We start from the raw sequence: 21,372 nt of genomic DNA on the forward strand, positions 1-21,372 counted from the left end.
GCGCCATTCTACTACATCTTTTGCCAAATATCAACTACAGATCGCACCACAACGGGCTAATTTAGCCCTTGCTTGTCAAGCGGTTACTGTAATATGCTGGGTTGGCTACTCGCTCCGTAGCAGGCGATCGGCATTCGCGATACTTTCTTCCAAGGGTGCGCCATTTAAGCTATTACGCACCAATGCGATCAGGATATCCCATCCGTTGTTGAAACGAAGGGTGGTGGGCCAAGCGCTGGCTCGACTAACTGCCAGTTGAATTTGGGTGTAAAGTGGATCGGCACTGGCTAAGTCGATTCGGACGCTTGGTATATCAGCGGCTTGAAAAGCCGTTTGCGCTTTCATCTCCACAAGAAACCGCATCACGTCAAGCGCGGCGTTTTGCTGTTGTTCGGTGCTGCGTGGGCTGATCACAAGCACGCTGCTCCGAACAAAGGGTTGCGGTTCTTGGCCGGTTTGGCTCAGGCGTGGCAATGGTTGCACGCCAACGTTCTCCCCCCACAATTGACGATAGGTTCCGATTTGATCTGCCCAGTCAATCGTCATGATCGCACTGTTTTGGCTCACACTGCGAGCTACCAGTCGATGATCATCACGGGCTAACAAGCGTGGGTCTTGGGCTAATTCGTCAACCCACGTCAACCACTGTAATGTTGGGGTATAGCTTTGGGTTCCCAGCACGACCTCGCCAGTGCTATCGAAGATTGTGCCTCCGAAGGCTGGTAGGTAGGGTTGGGTAAAGTATAGCGATAAATTATACGCTAATCCGTACTGTCCTTGATCATCGCTAAACCCGCGAGCGATCTCAAGCCATTCAGCAGTGCTTTGTGGTGGTGTGCTCACAAAGTTTGCACGATTATAGTACAGCACAGGTAGATCTAGCGTCAATGGCAAGCCATATAATTTCTCGCCATAGCGGGCACCATCAAGCGCAGCTGGCGCAATTGACTCAAGGTTCTCGTCGCTTAGTCGTTCTGTCAGATCGATGATAAGCTGTTGATCTGCCAGTTCCCCTACCCAACGATTTTCGTTGAGCCAGATCAGGTCTGGTGGTGTGCCTTCAAGCAGGGCCGCACGATAATCGTGTAGCAGGTTTGCCCCACGATTGACGATTTGAATTACAACGTTTGGATGCTCACGTTGATATTCTAACAGCAATCGGGTGAAAAGTTCACTCCGTTGGGCATCGGCTCCATGCCAAATGACCAGTTGCGTGCGTGCGGGAGGATTAGCGGTAGCCCCTGGGGTTAACAAGGTGTTATCATAGCTTGTCGTGCTACAACCAGCAACAATGAAAATCCCAATCATAAAAAGGCTAAAATACCGCCATACTGCCCTCATGGGTGTATCCCGTTCTTTCGTTAATTGCGTTTTATCTCATTATAAAGGCATAAAACGCCAACGAATCACCAAAAGTATACCATGCTCAGCCATTACTGACAAGCTGTCGTAAACCCCTTGACTTTGAGCACGCTCAAAGGTGTAGACTGCCAATATCGGTTTGGTGTACTCACTTGGAGGTTGGAATGAAACAACGGTCACTTGGCACGCAAGGCCTCACAGTTAACCCGCTTGGCTTGGGTTGTATGGGCATGTCGGAGTTTTATGGCCCAACTGACGAGGCCGAATCATTGGCAACAATCGATCGCGCCTTGGAGCTTGGGGTCAATTTCTTCGATACCGCCGATATGTATGGGCCTTTTACTAACGAGCAATTGGTTGGCAAAGCCTTCAAAGGCCGTCGAGATCAGATCATCCTTGCAACGAAATTTGGCATTCAACGCGAAGCCAATAACCAACGCTCAATCAATGGCCGCCCTGAATATGTCAAAGCGGCCTGCGACGCGTCGCTGCAACGCCTCGGGGTCGATTATATTGATCTCTATTACCAGCATCGGGTCGATCCCAACGTGCCCATTGAGGAAACCGTCGGCGCAATGGCCGAGTTGGTTCAAGCAGGCAAGGTGCGGTTTATCGGCTTATCTGAAGCCAATTCGGAAACCATTCGCCGCGCACATCTGGTACACCCAATTAGCGCCTTGCAAACTGAATATTCGCTCTGGTCGCGCGAGCCAGAAATTGATATTTTGGACACAACTCGCGAATTAGGCATTGGTTTTGTGGCCTATAGCCCACTTGGGCGCGGCTTCTTAACTGGCCAATTTCGCAGCGTCGATGATTTTGCCGCCGATGATTATCGCCGCTACTCGCCGCGCTTTCAAGGCGAAAATTTTGACAAAAACTTGGCGTTAGTTGCCCATATCGAGCAACTGGCCAGCCAAAAAGGCATCACGCCTGCTCAATTGGCCTTGGCATGGGTCTTGAACCAAGGCGCTGATATTGTGCCAATTCCAGGCACCAAGCGCCAGCGCTATCTCGAAGAAAACATGGCTGCGCTCAACATGAGCTTCAGTGATGCTGAACTAGCAGCAATTAATGCAGTGCTGCCAATTAACGTTGCTGTTGGCACACGCTACTAGCTCTTGATAGCCTCACACCCACTCGCCCATACAGGTAGCTTGTTAACAATAATTGGGTGGGATTAATCGTCGATTAGCATGCCCTCACCCCCTGACCCCCTCTCCCGCCCAGCGAGGTGAGGGGGTATCATCCCAATCATGACCATTTGGAATGCCCCTCTCCCGCCGCAGTGGGAGAGGGGGTCAGGGGGTGAGGGGTCTTAAGAGGGACGGATCACGCATACTGCTCACAACCCGCTCTATCAAACACCTCGGCACAGTTCTGGCTAAGCGCCTGTTTGCGAACACCTGCTATAATGGGAACCGACCTCTGCAACATGTCCCGCATGTTCCGCAAAGAAGGAGCATCTATGCCAAAACAAGGTGCGTTCACGTTTGTCTTACATAGCCACTTGCCTTATTGTCGCAAGGCTGGCCGCTGGCCTCACGGTGAAGAATGGATTCACGAGGCCGCTTCCGAGACGTATATTCCACTACTCAATGCGCTCAACGATCTGATCAACGATGGGGTTACACCACGCTTGACGATTGGGATTACGCCAATCCTAACCGAGCAGCTGGCCGACCCCACCATTTTGCACAATTTTGAAGAATATCTCGACGAGAAGATCACCGCAGCTCAAGCTGATATGGATCGGCTGGCCGATGTTCAGGCAGTTTGGGATGCCGCCCAAGTTGCCGAACCAGAAACCGAACCAACTCCGCTGCTCTCCAGCGAAGAGTTGGAAAGCTTGATCACCAAAAGCGATGCACTGCTTTCTTCGACCGCTGGCGATGCTCCGGCCCCACTTCACGCTGGTTTGCTGAGCGCCACTGCTGCTGCCAGCACCGAAGCCGAAGCAGACGACGAAGCGGAATCTGAAGAAACCGAGGAAGAAGTTGAAGAGCCTGCTCCGATCGAGCAGCCTGATCCACATAAAGCCTTTTTGGCAATGTGGTATCGCGATTGGTACAGCATGATCAAGCGTTCGTTTATCGAGCGCTATAACCGCGATATTGTCGGAGCCTTCCGCCAATTGCAAGATGCTGGCTATATCGAAATTATCACCTGTGGCGCGACCCACGGCTACTTGCCCTTGGTCAGCCGCGATTCAACGATTTATGCCCAAATTGCGGTTGCTGTGCAAAGCTACGAACGCCACTATGGCCGCAAGCCAAAGGCTATTTGGCTGCCCGAGTGTGCCTATCGTCCAGCCTATTATCCTGAAAACCCAAGCGAAACCGAGCGCAAGCCAGGTATCGAAGAATTTCTCGAAGCCCAAGGCATCGAGTGCTTCTTTGTCGAAACCACCACAATCGAGGGTGGCGCACCCATGGATAAGGCCGAAGGCAAGATTCTTGGGCCGTATGGCGATACATTGCGCCGCTATGTCGTGCCAGTCAGCCGCGAAATTCCGCCAACTGGCAATAGCACGCTGCAACCCTACTTGGTTGGTTTGAGCGACAAAGTTGCGGCAATTGGTCGCCATCACAAAACTGGCTTGCAGGTTTGGTCGGCTGAATGGGGCTACCCCGGCGAGGCCAACTACCGCGAGTTCCACCGCAAAGATAGCGAAAGCGGCATGCAATATTGGCGAATCACTGGGCCAAAAGTTGATCTTGGCTATAAAGATTATTATCATCCCGATTGGGTCACCGATAAAATCCATGCCCACGCCGATCACTTCACGGGCTTGGTGCAGCAAGTTATCAGCGAATATCGCGGCCAAACTGGGCGTTATGGTCTGATTTCATCAAACTACGATACCGAATTATTTGGTCACTGGTGGTTTGAAGGGGTCGATTGGATGCGCGAAGTGCTGCGACGCTTGGCAGCTAATCCCGATATTGATCTCACCACGGCCTCGGAATATATCGCTAGCAATCCACCGCGTGAATCGTTGAACCTGCCCGAAAGTTCGTGGGGTTCCAATGGCACGCACCAAACTTGGCTCAACCCTGAAACCGAGTGGATGTGGCCAATTATTCATGCCGCCGAAAAGCGCATGGAAGGCTTGGTCGCCAGCTATCCACAGGCTGATGGTGCTTTAGCTGAAGCCTTGGCCCAAACTGCGCGTGAGTTACTCTTGCTGCAATCCAGCGATTGGCCGTTCTTGGTAACCACTGGTCAAGCTCAAGATTACGCAACCAAGCGTTTCAACGAGCATGTTGATCGCTACAATCAATTGGCTGATGCAATTGAGGCCAATGATGCTGGCTTGATGGCCGAACTGACCGCCAGCTTCAACGAGCTTGATAATCCATTCCCCACGATTGATTATCATGTTTTTGCCGCTCGTGAAGGCTCGGCAGCCTAAACCGATCAACTGAATTAATCATTACGCGATTGCTGTTAGCCCAAATAGCAGCAATCGCGCTAGCACCTCAGGCCTATGAAAGTACTTGTGCTTGGCAAAAATGGCGCAGCCCATGCCTATGTTTGGAAGTTGTTCAATAGTCAACGGATTGATAGTTTAGCAACCATGCCAGGCAATGGTGGTACAAGCTTGCTTGTGCCAAATGCTGAGCACATTGAAAAAATGAACGAGTTGGCCAAATGGGCCTACGACGAACACTTCCAAGTGATTATTCCAGCTGAGGGCAGTTATCTCAGTGCAGGCTTGGCCGATGCCGCCGCTACCTATAAAATTCCGGTTTGTGGGCCACCCAAACATTCGGCAGTCCTTGAGCGTTCGCGGCTTTGGCTGAAAGAATTTCTCAATCGCCACCAAATTCCCACCTCTACTGGCCGTGCCTTGGGCGATTTAGCAACCGCTGAGCGCTATGTGGCCTCACAACCCATGCCACTCATGTTATGGGGTGATTATCCTTCAGAATATGATGGAGCCTATATCGACCGTGCCGAAGCCTTAGCCGCCTTAGCAGGCATTTTTGCCTTACCGCCACGCGAAGGCCATTATCGAGGCGTAGTGATCGAACAACCAGCACTTGGCCCAACCGTGGCACTTTCAGCAATTACTGATGGCACAACCCTGATTCCAATGCAAGCGGTTCGAATGTACGATCGACTTGAAGATAATGATCAAGGCTGGGCAGCTGAAGGCATGGGTGCCCATACCACGCCTAGTGGAATTCTCAAACAACTCGGTGATTATCTCAGCGCTGCCATTCTTGAGCCAATTCGCGCCGCGCTATTGCGCGACAAAATGCCTTGGTGGGGAATTTTAGGGGTCGATTGTGCAATTACGGCCAGCGGACCACAAGTGCTGCGGATTCGCACAACCTTGAGTGACCCTGAAGCGCAAGTCTTATTGCCGTTGCTCGAAGACGATTTATTTCCCTTCTTGGTAGCGGCCAACAATCGCAGCCTGTTAAATGTACCAGCTTTGCGTTGGCGCAATGAGGCGAGTGTCAGCGTAACTATGGTTGCCAACGGCTATCCACATAGTTTTAACACTGGAATGGCGATTGATGGCGTTACCGAGCTTGATGCTGGAGTCGTCGCATTTCAAAATGAAACCGCCAACCCCAATGGCTTGCGCTATGTCTCCGCCGAAATCCATATGCCTGAAAAACGTGGCTTATTCAGCGGGGTCAGCGATGCTTTGAACGATGCAATTCTGGTGCGATCGATGGGGCCAACTCGTTTATCAAGCCAAGCTGGACGAATCGTTACTGTCACTGCCCAGGCTTCAAGTTTGGCAGCGGCCCACGACAAAGCCTACAACAACCTCAAACGGCTACGCATTAATTCAGCGGTTTACCGCAACGATATCGGGCTGCGCGAACTCTAGAAGATCGGTCTTTGGTCGGTAGTATAGGTCAACGCTACCGACTATGCTTGGTTTAATTCTGCAATTGAGGGAAGTTGAATATGTATCTGCTGCGCACCATTGGGCTGGGACTGTTATTCATCGTGCTTACTGGCTGTTCACTCACTGCCGAACCGCTCTCCATCCAAGAAGCCTACGATCAAGGCTTAATCGATTTAGAATTTAAAAACTCAGGCACATCAGGCGACGTAATGTTGATGATCGTCACTGGCAAAACTGATCGCTCGATTCGAATCACGATTCCTGCTGGCCAAATTTTAGATAATCAAACTGACTATCACGAAGATATGGTCTTGATTGCATATGAAGGTCGGGTTGATACCCTAGAAGATAAATATATCCAACCAAAGGCGCTAATTACCAAACAGGCCACAACTCGCTACGGAATTATTGAAGCCTACAGCCTTGAATTGTATGCTGATCCAGGCGCTGAAACTGATACCTATGCGTTTGATGGCTTTGTTGATCCAGAATTGCAACGGCTCGTTGACTATTTAGTGCTACAAAGCAGCGAAGAGTTTGTGGGCAAACAACTGGCAATCTGGGCCTTGACCGATAACCCCGATCGCGAAACGACCTCCGAGATTATCGAATTTACCGAGCATGATCTTGAACAAGCCCGCACCTTCTTACTTGGGGCAAACTTAAATCCCAACGATTATCGGATTTTTGAGTAATTAAACAGCGCTTTCCATCGGTTTGGAAAGCGCTGTTTTTGTTTAAGTCGCGAGTAGTTTAGGCGGCGGGTGGTTGCTCGCCAACCGATTGCAGCAGAATTTCGGCGACATCTTTGCGGCCCAAGGTTTCGGATTGGTTGGTGTTCTTGGCTGCATCCTCGAACATCACCATACAGAAGGGGCAGCCCATTGCCACGGTATCGGGCTTTTCGGTTTGCAGTTGCTCAAGCCGAATCACATTGACATGTTTATCGCCCCAGCCTTCGAGCCAAGCGTTACCACCACCACCACCGCAGCACATGGCTTTTTCACGATTGCGCGGGCCAGCTTCGACCAACTCCAAGCCAGGAATGCTATTCAGCACGTTGCGTGGCTCTTCGTAAATATCGTTGTAGCGGCCAATGTAACAGGGGTCGTGGTACACAACCTTTTCGTTGACTGGCACGGTTGGGTTGAGCTTGCCAGCTTCGACCAAATCGTTCAAGAATTCAGTATGGTGCACTACTTCGTAATCCACGCCAGCCTTACCGCCAAATTGCGGATACTCGTTTTTGACGGTGTTATAGCAGTGGGCACAGGTGGTTACGATCTTCTTGAATTTGTATTGGCCCATGGTTTCGATGTTGGTGTTGGCTTGTTGTTCGTACAACAATTCCTCGCCCATGCGCCGAGCTGGGTCGCCAGTACAGGTTTCTTCATCGCCAAGGATGGCGAAATCAACCCCAGCTTTTTGCATCAGTTGCACCATCGCCCGCGCGGTTTTCTTCGAACGATCATCATACGACGGGGCACAACCAACCCAATACAACACTTCGGCTTCTTCTTTTTCGGCCAAAGTTGGCACTTCTAAGCCATCAGCCCAAGCGGTACGATTGCGTTGTGGCAACTTCCAAGGGTTGCCGTTGCGCTCGATCCCTTGCAATACTGTTTTAACCCCTGATGGAATTTCGCCCATCACCATGGTCAAGTTGCGGCGGAAATCGATAATATCATCGACATGTTCAATCGTTGCTGGACACTCGGTCATACACGCGCGACAGGTGGTACAAGCCCAAAGTTCGTTTTCGGTAACAATGCCATGTTCATACAATGGCAAGGTTTCGGGCGTGCCTTCCAGCAATTCGATTTTCACGCCGTTGCTGATGGTTGGTGCAGTTGCGCCGGCTGGTTGAACCATCACCACCGTGCCATCACGCTTCATGACCGGGCCGCCATGCATCAAATCGCTCATCTTAGTGATCAGCCATTTGGGCGAAAGCTCCGAGCCAGAGGCAAACGCCGGACAATTATCCTGACAACGCCCACAGCGCATACAGGCATCAAAATCCATACGGCGCTTCCATGAGAAGTCGCTTAGCGTGGTAATACCCAATTTTGGCTCATCTTTTTCCAGTTCCTCTTCCATATTCGGAATCCGATCGAGCGCACCTTTGGGGTCGCGATCGCGGAACAAGGTGTTGAGCGGGGTATAGAAAATGTGGCGGAATTTGGTGAAGGGAATCGAGCCAACAAAAGCAAAAACCACCGCCATATGGCTCAACCAAAGTACGCGGTGAATCCACAAGGCTAATTGGCTATGCACGATTGTGCCATCAGCGGCGCGTTCGACACCTAGCCCAATCGCTCGGGCAACGCTGGCTCCAGGATAGCCAAAGACTGCCCATTTGGCCCAACCTTGCTCGTAGACGATCGCAGTGACGGCATTTGCGCCTTCGCCAACGGTCATAGTTTGGTTGGCCAAGCGTAAAATTTCAATAAAGTAACCGCCAACCACAATGAAAATCATCGACCAAAGCACCCAAGCATCGGTTCGACGATTATCCAAGCGGGTTGGTTTGGTTTTGTAGCGTCGCCACAACGCCCAGAGCAAACCAGCGAGAAAGACCATCCCCATTACATCGAGAATCAGTTCGTAATACTGATAAAAGCCACCAGTTAAAATCTTGCCTTGCTCTTCACCAGCAATCGGAATAGTGAAGTCGGCTTCGGCGGCAATGATATCGGTGCCGATAAACAGCGCCAAAAAGCCGTAGAAAATAAAGGTGTGCATGATGCCCGGGGTACGGTCACGCAAAACGCGCTTCTGCCCAAAAACCTCGGTCGTCGTTAACCACAAGCGACTGGCAAAATTGGTCGAGCGTACTGTTGCATGGCCACGTCGCCACAACAGAATGTCTTGGTACATCTTGTAGAACATCGTGCCAATTGAGGCGATGGCAAACAAGTACAACACATACTCAACCGCATGCGGTAAGTTCCAGTAAATCTCGCGAACGGCGATAACTTGGCTGTTAAATAATATCTCGTGCATAGGCGTTCCTCATCGAACTGGTGAACACGGTGTGGGTCTATTGTATTACAAAAGAGGATACGCCGAGTTTAGCACGCATGACATCATGCGTCAAACGTTTTTAGAGGGGTGAGGGATCAGGGGCTAGGGATCAGGGGTCAGGAACAGCCATAACGCTGGCTGAGTTTGAGGGTTATCGATGCCGTTAGGATTCAGGGGCTAGGGATCAGGAGTCAGGAACCAAGCTCTATCATCTTACATCCCGATCCCAGTCCCTAGCTATTCATCGCTATGTTCTCTGATCCCTGACCCCTGAATCCTGATCCCTCGTTAGTTAGGCACTCGCCGCGAAACGGCTGGTACGCAAGGCTGAAGGAGCTTGGCGGCGACGAGCAGTCCGCAATGGTCGCACTGGCAATTGCTCATTGACCACGGCAGTACGCACCGGCATTGGCTTGCGCACTGGTTGTTCGATCGTGGCAATGCTATAACCCAAGGCACTCATTTGCGCCATCAGGTTTTGGGGCGCAATTTCGCGCATCACCAATTGATCGCCATCTTGCTCGATGATAATGCGGCGCATTTCGGGGTTCAAGCAGTGATGAGCACCACCTTTGCCACCGATCATGGCTTGATATGCGCCAACGCCACAAACCGCCAAGACCATGCCAGCCTGAAATTCTGGCAACATCAAGGCTGGGCGATGCGAACGTGGATACAGATCGTCGGAATCGCAGGTGCGGCGGCCACCCAAGCGCACTGCCTGCACCGCTGTATCCCAACCATCCAAGGGCACAACCACAAATTCTTGATCAACAATCAAGGTATCGGGAGCTGAAACCATCAACGAGCCATTCAACAAATACCACGGCTCGATTGCTCCAGCTTCCTTAACACGGCCAACTTCAATCAAATACAGATTATGGTTGGCAACAGTGTAGCGGCCACATTCGGCGATGATCATGGGTGCTGCCACGCCATGCTCAGCACAAATTGCTTGGGTATTGGCCATCAAGTTGGTCAAAAAGCCCACATAATCAAATTGGAAGGCCAAATCGTAGCCTGAGGTGGGCATACCACCGCCAAAATTGAACATCGTTAGGCTTGGCGTGACGCTGGCCAACGCGGCATAAGCATTGGCTGAACGGGCCAAACGGGCTTCCCATGCAGCAGCATCCTCAATTTGCGAGCCAACCATGGCGTGATACACCACCAATTGATGCTGCGTGCCAGCCAAGCGCTGGGCGACAACCTGCATTTCAGCTGGAGTTAAGCCAAAGCGCTCGGCTCCAGCATGGTTACGATCCACGACATCAGGGGCGTGGCGTTCACGAACACCGAACAACATCGGTACACGGCAATGGGCCAAAATATACTCAAGTTCATCGAGATCATCGAGCACAGCCACAACTCGCTCGTAGCCAGCCTGGCGCAAAGCCAAGATCCCATCGAGATACATGGGTTCTTTCGAGCCATTACAGAAGATATAGCGATCTTCGGCAAGCACCCCTTGCCGCCAGAGATGGTGAGCGATCACCACATCGGCTGCCGCCGAGGTTTCGTAGTGAGCACCAGCATTCAAGGCTGTGCGCACCACTTCTTCCGAAAAATTGGCCTTGGTAGCATAAGCATACAAGAACGAGCCAGTATAGCTTGATGCCGCCTGTGCAGCCATCGCATAATCAAGCATATTCTGCACCTGCGTGGTAATTTGCGGGCAGAACGAAACCTCAAGGGGTGCACCAAATTGCTCAACCAATGCACCCAGATCGACCGTATCGCCTAAGAGCAAGCGCTCATTGCGGCGCGTTAGAAAATCGGTCAAAGCCCCAGCACCCGAAAAGCCAAACGAATCATTCAGGTAGCCAGCATAGGTTTGCTCGATCAACTGGACATGTCCCTCCAAGCCGTGATGTCCACGACGATAGTGCTCAGCCACAACATGGGGCTGAGAGAACAAAGTGCAATCAAAATTAACGGTGTTCGTGCGTGTGTTTATTAACGGAGACTCCCAAGGTGCTTTGCCCATTTTTTGGGCATAAAAAAACCAAGTGTCGGGCGACATTTGGCCTAAGCACTGGGCATAAAAAACCTGCCCAATCGTGGCAGGTGAGGAGATAGACAGCGAACCATTGCTAGTCTGCTAGCATGATTGCAAAGCTCACCAACCTAGATTGAGGGAGGTTCAGCACAGCGCCGCGCAATTTGTCGCAGCGTGCAAAAATTCTGTCTACCGTTCATATAGCCTCGTTGAAAGCCCGCTCGGAAGTCAAAAACCAGCGCTCAAAACGTTGTGATGCGCCCCAGAAAACAACTACACTCATCGTTACAATCGATGCAGCCCCCTGCTGCCGATGAGTGCCGAGAAGGCACGGAACCGATTGGCAAATTACTTCACCGCTGCATATTTTAGCCTAATTTTGGTGCTTGTCAAATAAGAAAATAGTATGAATTCGGTGGCAAAATCATGGGGGATACTCACAACAATTCAGCTGATCACAAAGGGCTAAATCGAGTTACATGGCTGTAACAGGCGCTAATTGAAATGCTGGCACAATTAATTGAAAATTCGAACCCTGCCCAATTACGCTCTCAACCATAATATCGCCGCCTAAAAGTTTTGCCAACGAACGACTAATTGCCAAGCCCAAACCAGTGCCGCCAAAGCGTGCCGCTGTCGATTGTTCGGCTTGGACAAAGGGCTGAAACAGGTTGGCAACTTGTTCGCTGCTCATGCCAATCCCAGTATCAGCTACTTCAAAATGCAGCCAATCGCCATCACGTTTGGCCCGCAGGGTAATGCTACCTTGTTGGGTGAATTTGGTAGCATTAGTTAATAAATTAAGTAAGATTTGGCGTAACTTTTGCAAATCGCTGTGCATTACACCCAAATCCTCAGCTACATCCAACACAAGGCGATTGTTATTTTTGGCAATTTGCGGCTGAATATACAGTTCCAGATCGTTGATTAACTCAATCACATGAAAATCTTGGCCGAACAATTCCATGCGCCCAGCCTCAATTTTGGAGAGATCAAGCACATCGTTGATCAAGCCCAACAGATGTACGCCAGCGTTGCGAATCGTACTGAGATCTTGCACATAGTTGGTTAATTGATCAGCCTCGGCATCTTCTTGCAGCAGTTCGCTATAGCCGATAATTGCATTCAACGGTGTGCGCAATTCGTGGCTCATCATGGCCAGAAATTGGCTTTTAGAGCGATTGGCCAACTCAGCCTCTTCTTTGGCTGCTAGCAACGATTGCTCAATCTGTTTGCGCTGGCTAATTTCGTTGGCCAACAATTCGCGCTCACGCTGAAGCTCGCTGGTTTGGGTCTGAATTTTATTAATCAACGAGCGCAACCAACCAATGGCTCCGCCGACCACAAATGCCATCATCAAGCCAGGCCCAAGCGCCAGAATCTCAGCAAAGGATGCCCCATTCAACAAAAATAAGCCGATGTTGAGACAAATCCCAATCAATGCAGCGATCAAGCCACCACGCCAACCCAAAAGCCAGGCAGCTAAACCAACTGGGAGCAGTAATAATGAGCCAATAACCGCCCCAGCCTGATCATAAAACCAAATAAAACTCAGACTATAACCAACGAAGGCCATCCCGATAATCATGATATGGCGTAGCTGCTGGATTGATTGTTCAATCGTTTGTTTGGGCATAATAAATCCAATTATTCATCGAGATCGGCAATTTCAAGGCTGAGGGCATCGATCGAAACCTGAATTTCACGCAGCGATAAGCCCAACGAAGTCAAAAGTAATACCAAACTTATCGCAAATGTGCCTTTACCCAACAGCTCTTGGCCCGCGAAGAGCACAAACATACACAGCACACAAAAGAAAAATGCTGCAACGCCGCAAATCTGCATGCTACGAATAATCCCAATGCGGTAGCGTAAATTTTCCAACTGGCCGCGAATCCGTGGATCACGATCAAGTTTATAGCGACTTTTAAGTTCGCGCATCAGGGCGGCGATTGAAAGAAAGCGATTGGTATAGGCCAAAAACAGCAACGAAATTGCTGGAAACAACAGCGCTGGCGTGGTGAAAGTCAGTTCCATGATGAGCCTGCTTTGATGCTAAATTGAACTCCATAACCAGATAGTTTAGCACTTTTAGCGCAAGTAATTGGATGCAAAATGACACCGTGCGGCGCTAGATCATCACAATTAACGCCAAAACCGCCCATTCGAGCGAATGAGCGGTTTGGTACAGGCGAACCAACTTATGAAAGTGACTCATAGATTATGCCACCAAGCCCCATATAATCGATGCCCTTGAGTTGATAGCGCTCAATTTCAAGGTCGGCTTGGGTCATCAAAAACGAGCCAATTTCATTCTTAAATAGGGTATATTCACGAGCCATGGCATGGCTACCACTATATTGGATGGTTACAAATACGGTGGTGGTTGAAGGCAAGCGGAACATGCGCACCAACAATTCAGCTTCAGTCGGCGAAACCCCGCTGCGCACCAAGGTATCAGCTGATTGCGCGGTTTGGCCTTGCTCAGCCAATTGCCGCGCCATAACTAATTTTTCGCGGCTAATATCAACATGCAAATTAACCGCTGGCGTGTTCGAAGCGTAATCGCTCAGTTGAAACACCGTTTCAATCAATCGATCAAGATTGGGCATCTGCGCAAGGTTGTGAACTTCAGGGTTGATCACCGTATGTACGACCAAGGAATCATCGCGCACATGGCCAAACCCTTGCAGCACCACCCCATCGGCACGAGTATGATAAACCACCAGTGAGCGTTGTGGATACGCGCAACTTGCCACAACTCCAAGCAAATCTCGAACAATTAATAATTGACCATTTTCATCTACCGCCGCAGCGTTGCGAGCACGGAGCGAATGTTCAGCCTGCAACAACTCCAAAGCGCGTTGATTCTCATCGGCGGTGGTCGCTTGAACACCCATCAAAGCGGGAGCTTTCAAGAGTGCACTAATTAACAGCAGTTCACTGCGTGAAAGTGTTACTGCGACCAAGGGTTGGGGGGTTGTCATGCCCTAATCTCCTACGGTACAACCGCAAAGGTACTGTCAATTGCAATCGGGTTGGAGTATCGATGTTCCCATTCGTGGCCCGAAGCATTGCGATCATCGACCCCACGTTGGCGCGATTCACGAGTGTTCACCGCAATCCGTTGGACCGTTGGCCATTGCGCTTGTTCATTCGGGGCGATGGGAATCACAAATGTCCGTTTATTAAGCTTACTAACTTTTAATGCTTCTAACCAACGAGTTTGATCTGGTTCTTCACGTTCAAATTCGATCGTGGTGAGTTCACCCATAACTCTATCATCAACCAAGCCAACAATCAGCCGATAGCCATCGATCTCGAATAAAGCTGTTTGCAGCGGGGCTTCGGGAAAGGTTTGAGTCAAAGGGAGCGCAAAAGCCGCTGCATCAGCATTTGGCTCAAGGTAGGCAATCGTTGTTGGTTCGCCAGCCATGGTTTGAGCTCGAATCAAGCTTAAACGGCGATAGCGTGGTTTGTCACCCAACCACGGGCTGATATCAAGTGTGCCAATTGTTTGAATCGACTGTTCTTCGAGGCCGTTACGCACGGCCTCGGGAACAGCACTCGATCCACATCCAAAGAGTGATGCCAACAATCCCATTGCAAGCATCCCCCACCATACTCTACACACAACCTGCATGGATTACTTCAGGTATGGAGCAACTTGGGGGTAGCTGTTTTTAATGATGCTAACCACATCGTTGCTCGTCCAATAGGAGTTGTGATTGCTAATAGGGTTGCCAGCATTGGCGTTAGTCGTAAAGTAATTGATGCCAGCATCGCGGGCAGCATTATCGGCCCCAAGCACGCCAGGCACAACCAATGGCAAGGATTTAGGCGCTAAAATGCCAGTCATCAAGCCTGGGGTTAGGAAATTACGCCCTTCATCGGAGCGAATCCATGGTTGGCCAATGTAATCGCCTTTGTCGCTCACGCTGAGGAACTTGGCATATTGCATCGCCCGATCAGCATTGGCCACGGGCGACCCGAGCGTAACCACCCCAGAAACATCAACGCCCATGTTATTTTCAAGCATTGGCGCGAGGTTACTGACAACCGCCCCACCGCCGCTATGCCCAATCAGCATGACGGTTTGGCCAGGCAATAATGGATTACGCGCAAGGTCTTGTTGAATAAAGTTGTAGCTTTCTTGGGTATACTTGCCCTGATCTTGCATTGTATACTCTTGCACAACTTCGCTGACCCCGACTCCAGTATTAAACAACATTGAAGCCCCGTTGACAACACTGGCACCAGCGCCTGTAATTCCATTAACCACTGAGGCTCCGGCTCCGGTCAGCCAATCGACGGGCGACAACCAACCACCATGATTGGTGCCTTGCAAGTCGGTGCCTTGCAAGTTGGTGGTGTAGTTGGTGTTGTAAATTGCCGGCATGGCCTTGATTTGGCTTGGATCATAGCCATGGGCCGCCAACAAGCCAGCCAGTTGCTGTGGACCTTCGCCTGGTGTGCCATCTGGTTCGCTGGCGTTAATCCCATTGACAATGTACATCCGTGGTGGTGGCAACTGACTAGCCGCTGCCGAACCTGCTGCATTGCCAGCCGCAGCACTGAATGAAACACCGCTGCCAGCGCCTGAGCTAGCTTCGCCATCGGCAAATGTGATCCCCTTAGCCGCCTCTTGTTCAGCTTGCTGAAAGATCGTGCTAATTTGTTGGGTCACCGTTTGCGCTTCCCGCAATACACCTGTTAGACGTTGCATTGTGGGGAAAATTTCCACCTGCATTTCATTGAAAAATGCCTTTGCCGCATCACCCATCCATCCGCCATTGGCTAAACTTTCATAGCTCTGGCGAATCTGGCTGTTGATTTGATCAACTACCTCCGATTGCTTGCCAAACCGACTTGCAACTTGAGTGAGTTGGTCATACTGAGCTTGAACGATTTCAGCTCCCATGCCAATACTCCTTAAAAGTGCGCTTCAACCTCGGGAATGCCCTTGCTCTCGTTGACCGAATGTGGGGTAAAAAACCGAAATGTAGCAGTATCATCGTATAAAAACAGTCTTACGTCAAGATCTTTATTAAGAAAAAGCTGCAATCTAGCAGCTAGCTAGTTAGTTATTGTTAAGTATCTTGATCAGGTTAGTCTTTTTTAGGCCTAGGTTTGTTTTGCCCCACTAAGAGCGTTGCAAGAACAAGACCAAGCAAAACCCCTTGATCAACCGATCAAGGGGTTAACTAAATTTGCGCCAGTTGTTTGATCAATTGAACTGATTCATGATTCAAGTAACGTGGCTCGCATCCAATCGGCATCGTGGCGTTGGCTGCCATCGGCCTCAGGGCTGGCATCAAACCAACCAGCAAACCGCCCGTTCTCAACCACTATATCTTTGGCTTGCAACCCAGCAACCGCCAAATTCTCGAAGCTTTTCAGCTTGCGCAAACTGGCCGCGTTTAAGTTTACACCCCGTAAATCACAGGCGTAAATCGCCGCAAAATCAAGCATGGCATGATCAAATTGGGCATTGCGAGCTGAGCTACGGCTCAGACTGAAACGCACTGCATGGGTATAACTAATCCTCGCCTGATCCAAAATGCTGGTCTCAACACTGGTTTTGTTCAGATCGGCATAGGCCAGATTGGCTTGGCTAAAATCGCTTAGTTTAATGATTGCACTGATCAGATCAGCCTGTTGCCAATTGCTGTCACGGGCATCAATTTGCTCACAAAAGCTCGAAGCAAAGCAGGCCTTGCGCAAATCGGCAGCTTGTAAATCGACCTTGCGCAACGTTGCCCCAAAAAAATTACAATCGCGCAAATCGCAGCCTGCCAACACCACGTTTTCAAGCTGCATGCGCATCAACGAACGCCCACGCAAATCCATGCCCCGTAGATCACAATTGCGCAAGCTCATAGCTTCGCCAACCGGTTCTTGCAGCCATGCGGTATGTGCAGCCAGCAGTTGATCAAGCTTTTGTTGCGAAAAATAGCGCATTGCTAACGCCTCAGCATTCCAAACCTAAGCTTGCATACGTTGTTCAATAATTTCGACGGCGCAGCTGATGCCCTGCTCGGCTTGCAGGGTTTTGGCCATCGCTTGAGCATTGTGCTGCATGCTCGGCGTGTTAGAGGCTTGCGAAATCGCCCAAGCCAAACGATCGACAGTGAGTTTATTGCGCGGAATCGCCTTTGGCCCTAAGCCCAAGTCATATACTCGCTGCCCCCAACGCAATTGATCGCCCAAATGCGGCACGATCACGGTGGGCAAACCAGCCGCCAAGCTTGCAGCAGTTGTGCCAGCCCCTCCATGGTGCACCGCCGCTTTGACATGGCGAAAAAGCCGTTCATGCGGTGCTGCACCAATTCGAAAAACAGTTTTAGGCAATTCGATTTGGCCCAAGCCAGCCCAGCCAGTCTGGATAATTGCCCGTTGCCCACTATGCGCCACCGCTTTGAGCAACAGTTCGGTAAAGGCATCGGGGTTGGCTCCAGTCATGCTGCCAAAACCAATGTAGATTGGAGTTGGTCCATCGGCCAAAAATTGCTCAAGTTCAGGCGGCATTTGCCAAGCCTCATCTGGCGGCAACATCCAATAACCCACCGTCTGAATATTGGCAGGCCAATCGCTAGGATGCGGAATAATTGCCGAGCTATAGCCTTGAATCATGGTGGTTTGGCGCAAACGCTCGGTATATTCGCGCACGCTTTGGGCTGGTAATTTGAGCTGTTGCTGACGAAATTGATTAATAAAATCACCGCCAACCTGCCACATAAACGGCTCGATCACCCATCGCCCAAACCAATAATTAATGATGTTGTCGTGGTTTGGTAGAATTGCCGCCGCACTGGCAGGACCGCAACGCGTGGCCAACATAGCTGGTTGCAATGGCGTGCTAATATGCAGCACCTTCAGCACTTCAGCCAAAGTCACCGCAAACACGTCCGAGGTAAAACTGCTAATCAACACATCGCAGTTTTGGGCGGCTTGCCAAGCATCTTCAACCATAGTCAAGGCATGTTGCTTCAACAACCGGCGCATCGCATTGCGCTGCTTAATTGGATTAGCCCCATGTTTGACCCAATCGTTGCCATGATCGCTCAACATCATCTGCTGAATATCGACCCGCGCAGTGGCAACTTGTAGGCCAAACTCCTCAACCCAGCTTTTAAAATTGCTGCTGACCAACAGGGTTATTGAATGCCCGCGCTGTTGTAAGGCCAAGCCCAAGGCCACCATCGGCTGAACATCACCACGTGTCCCAAACGCAATAATTAAAATTCTCACACACTTGCTCCCAGTAAAAAGGCTAAGGGTAGCTCAATTCGTTCACGCCAAGCATGCTCGGAATGGTCTGCCCCAACAAATTTTTTGGTCAGCCAATTGCGGCTTTGGCGATACCCTGCCGCTTGCATCCATCCATCCATTTCTCTTTGATATGGCTCATACTCAGCATCAAGCCCTTCGGTGCCAAAATCAAAATACAACCGATGCTTATTAGGTTTCGGTAGCCGTTGGCCAAACCAGCGTACCAACGGGCTTGCCCCAATTGGCCAGTGGGTCGAAAGACACCCAGCATTGCCAAAAACTTTCGGGTATTCGACCAAGGCATAGAGCGAAATGATGCCGCCCATACTTGCGCCCATAATGCTGGTATGCTCAGGCTCAGGGTGGGTACGATAGGTTGCATCGATCTGTGGTTTCAGCGTTTTTACAATCCAAGCCAAATATTGATCGGAAAGTGGTACGCCACCAACAGCTGCGACAAATTGCGCTTGGGCGGCGGCGTTGGCAGTGTAGAATGGCTTGGCAGGCAAATAATCGCGAATCCGCTGCTCGCTATTCCAAATGCCAACCACAATCGCGCCATTGATCGTTTGGGTTGCAATCAAGTTTTCTAGCGCCTCATCAACCCCCAAATCAACCCCGATATAGGCCAAAGCTGGGTCAAACACGTTTTGACCATCATGTATGTAGATCACTGGAAAAGCTTCGCTACTGCTATGGTAATTGGCTGGCAGCCATACATCAACATTGCGGGGCAAAAGGCCAGGAATATCCATATTGGCATAGCGTTCTAAAAATCCAGTTGCATCAGATAATTCAATAGTCTGCATAGCTACCTCAACTACGAATCTAGAGTTTTTAGCATGGTCTGGATGAAGTTAATCGCCATTTTGGGTGGGAGGCTTGAGCGCGGCCAAGTTCGCTGATGAATAATGCTATAGCCGCGTGGGTTGAGCAAGATCATCGAACAAGAGTAGCCACCAATCCAAGCAAAAAAAGGTTGTTCAACCAGTTTAATACATTCGGCGCTAAATTCACGGGCGCTCACCGCTACCGTAATTGCATTGGGTAGATGCAAGCGCAGCCAGCGTTTCCGCACAAAACCAGCCTCGACTAGCTTTAATTGGGCCAAATTGGCTTGCTCTAAGGTATAGGCTTGATATTCTTGATCAATCGCTAGCCGATCAAAATCCCAAAAAGCCAGATCATTGGTCACTTTGCCAATTAAGGGTAGCGGCGCAACCCAACGTAGATGCACATCGGCAGCTTGCGGGTTAAGTTGAATCGGGCGGGTATAATTCATGTCCCGCCGTTCCAGCCAACGCGTTAATTGGTCAAAGAAGTAATAATTCATGCCATTAGCCACATCCAAAACGTACCAATTAATAAGGATGGTAGCACAAACAGCAAGCCCAACTTAAAATATTGTTTGGCGCTAATTTCCATCCCTTTGCGCCGTAAAATTACCAACCACAGCATGGTGGCCAACGAGCCAACAATCGTTAAATTTGGCCCAAGGTCAGCCCCAAAAATTGTGGCATAGATCAAAGCAGGCTCAGGCGTGCTGGGCAAATGTTCAAGGGTCGAGGTCATCACCAAAGTCATTGGCACATTGTTGATCATATTCGAGCCAAGCGCACTACCAAAAATTACCCGCGCAATGTTGCCCAAACTCGCGCCGCTACCCTGCAACAAACTCGCGCCAAAGCGTTCAGTCCAGCCTAATTGCTCGATTGCCCGTACCACTAAAAACATGCCGCTGATAAAGCCAAACAAGGCTGGCGATAACTCATGCAAGGCTTGTTTGGGCTTAAACGTGCCATTCCACCAACTAATCGCTGCTAAGAGGGCTGCTCCGGCCAAAGCCACAAAGGCCAATGGCACTTGCCACAACGAGCCAGCTACATAGGCCACGGCAATACTGCCCAAGCCAATGAGGGTTGCCCAATAGAGGCGCGGGTTGGCGATGGTTAAATCATCAAGTAACGCCAAATCATAGCTGCCCTGCAAATCGCGCCGAAACAACCAAGCAAATAGCCCGATATTCCAGCCAATACACAGCAGTGATGGCACCAACAAATAGGCCCAATATTCCAGCAACTCCCGATTAAAACGGGTTAGTACCAAAATATTAATTGGGTTGGAAACGGGCAGCAACGCCGAAGCAGTATCGGCAATAAAGGTGCAGGCAAACATAAATGGCAAGGCTGACAAGCGCAAACGGCTGGCCAACGTCCAAACCACTGGAGTTAAAATCAAGGCTGTAGCGTCGTTGGAGAGCACCGCCGTAATCAACGTGCCCACCAAAAATACTGCCAAATATAAACGCTGAGCTGAACCATTGGCCCAACGCGCTGCCTGTAACGCCAAGGCTTGAAACACCCCAGCTTGCTCGGCAAAAAAGGCAATTAGCATCAAACCTACAAAAAAACCATACACATTCCATTCGCGGGCAAGCGTCGGCAAAATTGCCTTCAGTGGCAAAATCCCGACCAATAGCATGGCAACTGCGCCAAGTAAAGCAACCCAAGCTTCCGAAATATTGCGCGGACGAACCATTACGCCCAAGAGCGTGGCTCCAAAAATTGTTCCACCAAGTAGCAGTTGCATGATCTTCCTATTAAATGAGGGTTTACGAATCAATCACATTCTTTAACGCAGCGGCGGAGAGCTTTTAAGCATACAGGACTGCAAGACCGTTTTAGCCACGAATTGCACGAATTCCACAAATAATCGTTTCATTCCTCATCCTTCGATACTCTGCGCCGCTGCGTTAAAACTAGCCCCTATGTGTAATGGTTCATTGGGTTGGCAACGCATGGCATGCCCTCACCCCCTCTCCCGCACGCGCGGCGAGGGG

The 21,372-nt window shown here is 50.3% G+C and carries 17 protein-coding genes; 4 read left to right on the forward strand and 13 right to left on the reverse strand.

The window, feature by feature from the left end:
• Window positions 1-105 precede the first annotated feature (105 nt).
• On the reverse strand, window positions 106-1,341 hold the full coding sequence (locus ABEB26_RS03755) for a sugar ABC transporter substrate-binding protein (protein ID WP_345720611.1): 1,236 nt from the start codon (window positions 1,339-1,341) through the stop codon (window positions 106-108).
• A gap of 185 nt (window positions 1,342-1,526) precedes the next feature.
• Here ABEB26_RS03755 and ABEB26_RS03760 point away from each other — a divergent pair, with 185 nt between their 5' ends.
• From ABEB26_RS03760 to ABEB26_RS03775, 4 genes are all read left to right on the forward strand, one after another.
• A complete protein-coding gene (locus tag ABEB26_RS03760) occupies window positions 1,527-2,480 on the forward strand; it encodes an aldo/keto reductase (protein ID WP_345720612.1) in 954 nt (317 codons plus the stop codon).
• Between the two features lie 350 nt (window positions 2,481-2,830).
• Window positions 2,831-4,777: a 1,4-alpha-glucan branching protein domain-containing protein gene (locus ABEB26_RS03765; protein WP_345720613.1), complete on the forward strand. Its 1,947-nt coding sequence runs from the start codon at window positions 2,831-2,833 to the stop codon at window positions 4,775-4,777.
• Between the two features lie 75 nt (window positions 4,778-4,852).
• Window positions 4,853-6,214 (forward strand): phosphoribosylamine--glycine ligase, encoded by a 1,362-nt coding sequence (locus ABEB26_RS03770; protein ID WP_345720614.1) that lies wholly within the window; start codon window positions 4,853-4,855, stop codon window positions 6,212-6,214.
• Between the two features lie 80 nt (window positions 6,215-6,294).
• Complete coding sequence (locus ABEB26_RS03775; protein WP_345720615.1) at window positions 6,295-6,930, forward strand: hypothetical protein; 636 nt, start codon at window positions 6,295-6,297, stop codon at window positions 6,928-6,930.
• Window positions 6,931-6,988: 58 nt separating this feature from the next.
• Here the strand turns inward: ABEB26_RS03775 and ABEB26_RS03780 are convergent, their stop codons facing one another.
• The 12 genes from ABEB26_RS03780 to ABEB26_RS03835 form a co-directional block, all read right to left on the reverse strand.
• Entirely contained in the window at window positions 6,989-9,241 is a 2,253-nt protein-coding gene (locus ABEB26_RS03780; protein ID WP_345720616.1) for a (Fe-S)-binding protein, read from the reverse strand.
• A 313-nt stretch (window positions 9,242-9,554) separates the two neighbouring features.
• The gene (locus ABEB26_RS03785) at window positions 9,555-11,126 is read right to left on the reverse strand and encodes a type III PLP-dependent enzyme domain-containing protein (RefSeq protein ID WP_345720617.1); all 1,572 of its coding nucleotides are present in this window, start codon (window positions 11,124-11,126) and stop codon (window positions 9,555-9,557) included.
• A 610-nt stretch (window positions 11,127-11,736) separates the two neighbouring features.
• Complete coding sequence (locus ABEB26_RS03790) at window positions 11,737-12,897, reverse strand: sensor histidine kinase (protein ID WP_345720618.1); 1,161 nt, start codon at window positions 12,895-12,897, stop codon at window positions 11,737-11,739.
• Window positions 12,898-12,908: 11 nt separating this feature from the next.
• On the reverse strand, window positions 12,909-13,298 hold the full coding sequence (locus ABEB26_RS03795) for a DUF2721 domain-containing protein (protein WP_345720619.1): 390 nt from the start codon (window positions 13,296-13,298) through the stop codon (window positions 12,909-12,911).
• Between the two features lie 164 nt (window positions 13,299-13,462).
• Window positions 13,463-14,248, reverse strand: coding sequence for a hypothetical protein (locus ABEB26_RS03800; protein WP_345720620.1), 786 nt, complete (start codon window positions 14,246-14,248; stop codon window positions 13,463-13,465).
• 11 nt (window positions 14,249-14,259) lie between these two features.
• The gene (locus ABEB26_RS03805) at window positions 14,260-14,865 is read right to left on the reverse strand and encodes a hypothetical protein (RefSeq protein WP_345720621.1); all 606 of its coding nucleotides are present in this window, start codon (window positions 14,863-14,865) and stop codon (window positions 14,260-14,262) included.
• A gap of 42 nt (window positions 14,866-14,907) precedes the next feature.
• Entirely contained in the window at window positions 14,908-16,182 is a 1,275-nt protein-coding gene (locus tag ABEB26_RS03810) for a WXG100 family type VII secretion target (protein ID WP_345720622.1), read from the reverse strand.
• A 320-nt stretch (window positions 16,183-16,502) separates the two neighbouring features.
• Window positions 16,503-17,222, reverse strand: a complete 720-nt coding sequence (locus tag ABEB26_RS03815) for a pentapeptide repeat-containing protein (RefSeq protein ID WP_345720623.1) — start codon at window positions 17,220-17,222, stop codon at window positions 16,503-16,505.
• Between the two features lie 24 nt (window positions 17,223-17,246).
• Complete coding sequence (locus ABEB26_RS03820; RefSeq protein WP_345720624.1) at window positions 17,247-18,512, reverse strand: glycosyltransferase; 1,266 nt, start codon at window positions 18,510-18,512, stop codon at window positions 17,247-17,249.
• Window positions 18,509-19,342 (reverse strand): alpha/beta hydrolase, encoded by an 834-nt coding sequence (locus ABEB26_RS03825; RefSeq protein ID WP_345720625.1) that lies wholly within the window; start codon window positions 19,340-19,342, stop codon window positions 18,509-18,511. Before ABEB26_RS03825 ends, ABEB26_RS03820 begins: the two co-directional genes overlap by 4 nt.
• 11 nt (window positions 19,343-19,353) lie before the next feature.
• Window positions 19,354-19,815 (reverse strand): hypothetical protein, encoded by a 462-nt coding sequence (locus ABEB26_RS03830; protein ID WP_345720626.1) that lies wholly within the window; start codon window positions 19,813-19,815, stop codon window positions 19,354-19,356.
• A 47-nt stretch (window positions 19,816-19,862) separates the two neighbouring features.
• Entirely contained in the window at window positions 19,863-21,122 is a 1,260-nt protein-coding gene (locus ABEB26_RS03835) for an ArsB/NhaD family transporter (protein WP_345720627.1), read from the reverse strand.
• Between the last annotated feature and the right edge of the window lie 250 nt (window positions 21,123-21,372).

The sequence above is a fragment of the Herpetosiphon gulosus genome, assembly GCF_039545135.1.
GTDB classification, from domain to species: Bacteria; Chloroflexota; Chloroflexia; order Chloroflexales; family Herpetosiphonaceae; genus Herpetosiphon; species Herpetosiphon gulosus.

What these genes read in the sequence shown, in the direction of transcription:
- ABEB26_RS03815 (WP_345720623.1), bottom strand. Translation starts at nt 17,222, where the DNA reads ATGCGCTATTTTTCGCAACAAAAGCTTGATCAACTGCTGGCTGCACAT.
- ABEB26_RS03755 (WP_345720611.1), bottom strand. Translation starts at nt 1,341, where the DNA reads ATGAGGGCAGTATGGCGGTATTTTAGCCTTTTTATGATTGGGATTTTC.
- ABEB26_RS03830 (WP_345720626.1), bottom strand. Translation starts at nt 19,815, where the DNA reads ATGAATTATACCCGCCCGATTCAACTTAACCCGCAAGCTGCCGATGTG.
- ABEB26_RS03800 (WP_345720620.1), bottom strand. Translation starts at nt 14,248, where the DNA reads ATGACAACCCCCCAACCCTTGGTCGCAGTAACACTTTCACGCAGTGAA.
- ABEB26_RS03825 (WP_345720625.1), bottom strand. Translation starts at nt 19,342, where the DNA reads ATGCAGACTATTGAATTATCTGATGCAACTGGATTTTTAGAACGCTAT.
- ABEB26_RS03835 (WP_345720627.1), bottom strand. Translation starts at nt 21,122, where the DNA reads ATGCAACTGCTACTTGGTGGAACAATTTTTGGAGCCACGCTCTTGGGC.
- ABEB26_RS03810 (WP_345720622.1), bottom strand. Translation starts at nt 16,182, where the DNA reads ATGGGAGCTGAAATCGTTCAAGCTCAGTATGACCAACTCACTCAAGTT.
- ABEB26_RS03770 (WP_345720614.1), top strand. Translation starts at nt 4,853, where the DNA reads ATGAAAGTACTTGTGCTTGGCAAAAATGGCGCAGCCCATGCCTATGTT.
- ABEB26_RS03765 (WP_345720613.1), top strand. Translation starts at nt 2,831, where the DNA reads ATGCCAAAACAAGGTGCGTTCACGTTTGTCTTACATAGCCACTTGCCT.
- ABEB26_RS03780 (WP_345720616.1), bottom strand. Translation starts at nt 9,241, where the DNA reads ATGCACGAGATATTATTTAACAGCCAAGTTATCGCCGTTCGCGAGATT.
- ABEB26_RS03775 (WP_345720615.1), top strand. Translation starts at nt 6,295, where the DNA reads ATGTATCTGCTGCGCACCATTGGGCTGGGACTGTTATTCATCGTGCTT.
- ABEB26_RS03795 (WP_345720619.1), bottom strand. Translation starts at nt 13,298, where the DNA reads ATGGAACTGACTTTCACCACGCCAGCGCTGTTGTTTCCAGCAATTTCG.
- ABEB26_RS03790 (WP_345720618.1), bottom strand. Translation starts at nt 12,897, where the DNA reads ATGCCCAAACAAACGATTGAACAATCAATCCAGCAGCTACGCCATATC.
- ABEB26_RS03760 (WP_345720612.1), top strand. Translation starts at nt 1,527, where the DNA reads ATGAAACAACGGTCACTTGGCACGCAAGGCCTCACAGTTAACCCGCTT.
- ABEB26_RS03805 (WP_345720621.1), bottom strand. Translation starts at nt 14,865, where the DNA reads ATGGGATTGTTGGCATCACTCTTTGGATGTGGATCGAGTGCTGTTCCC.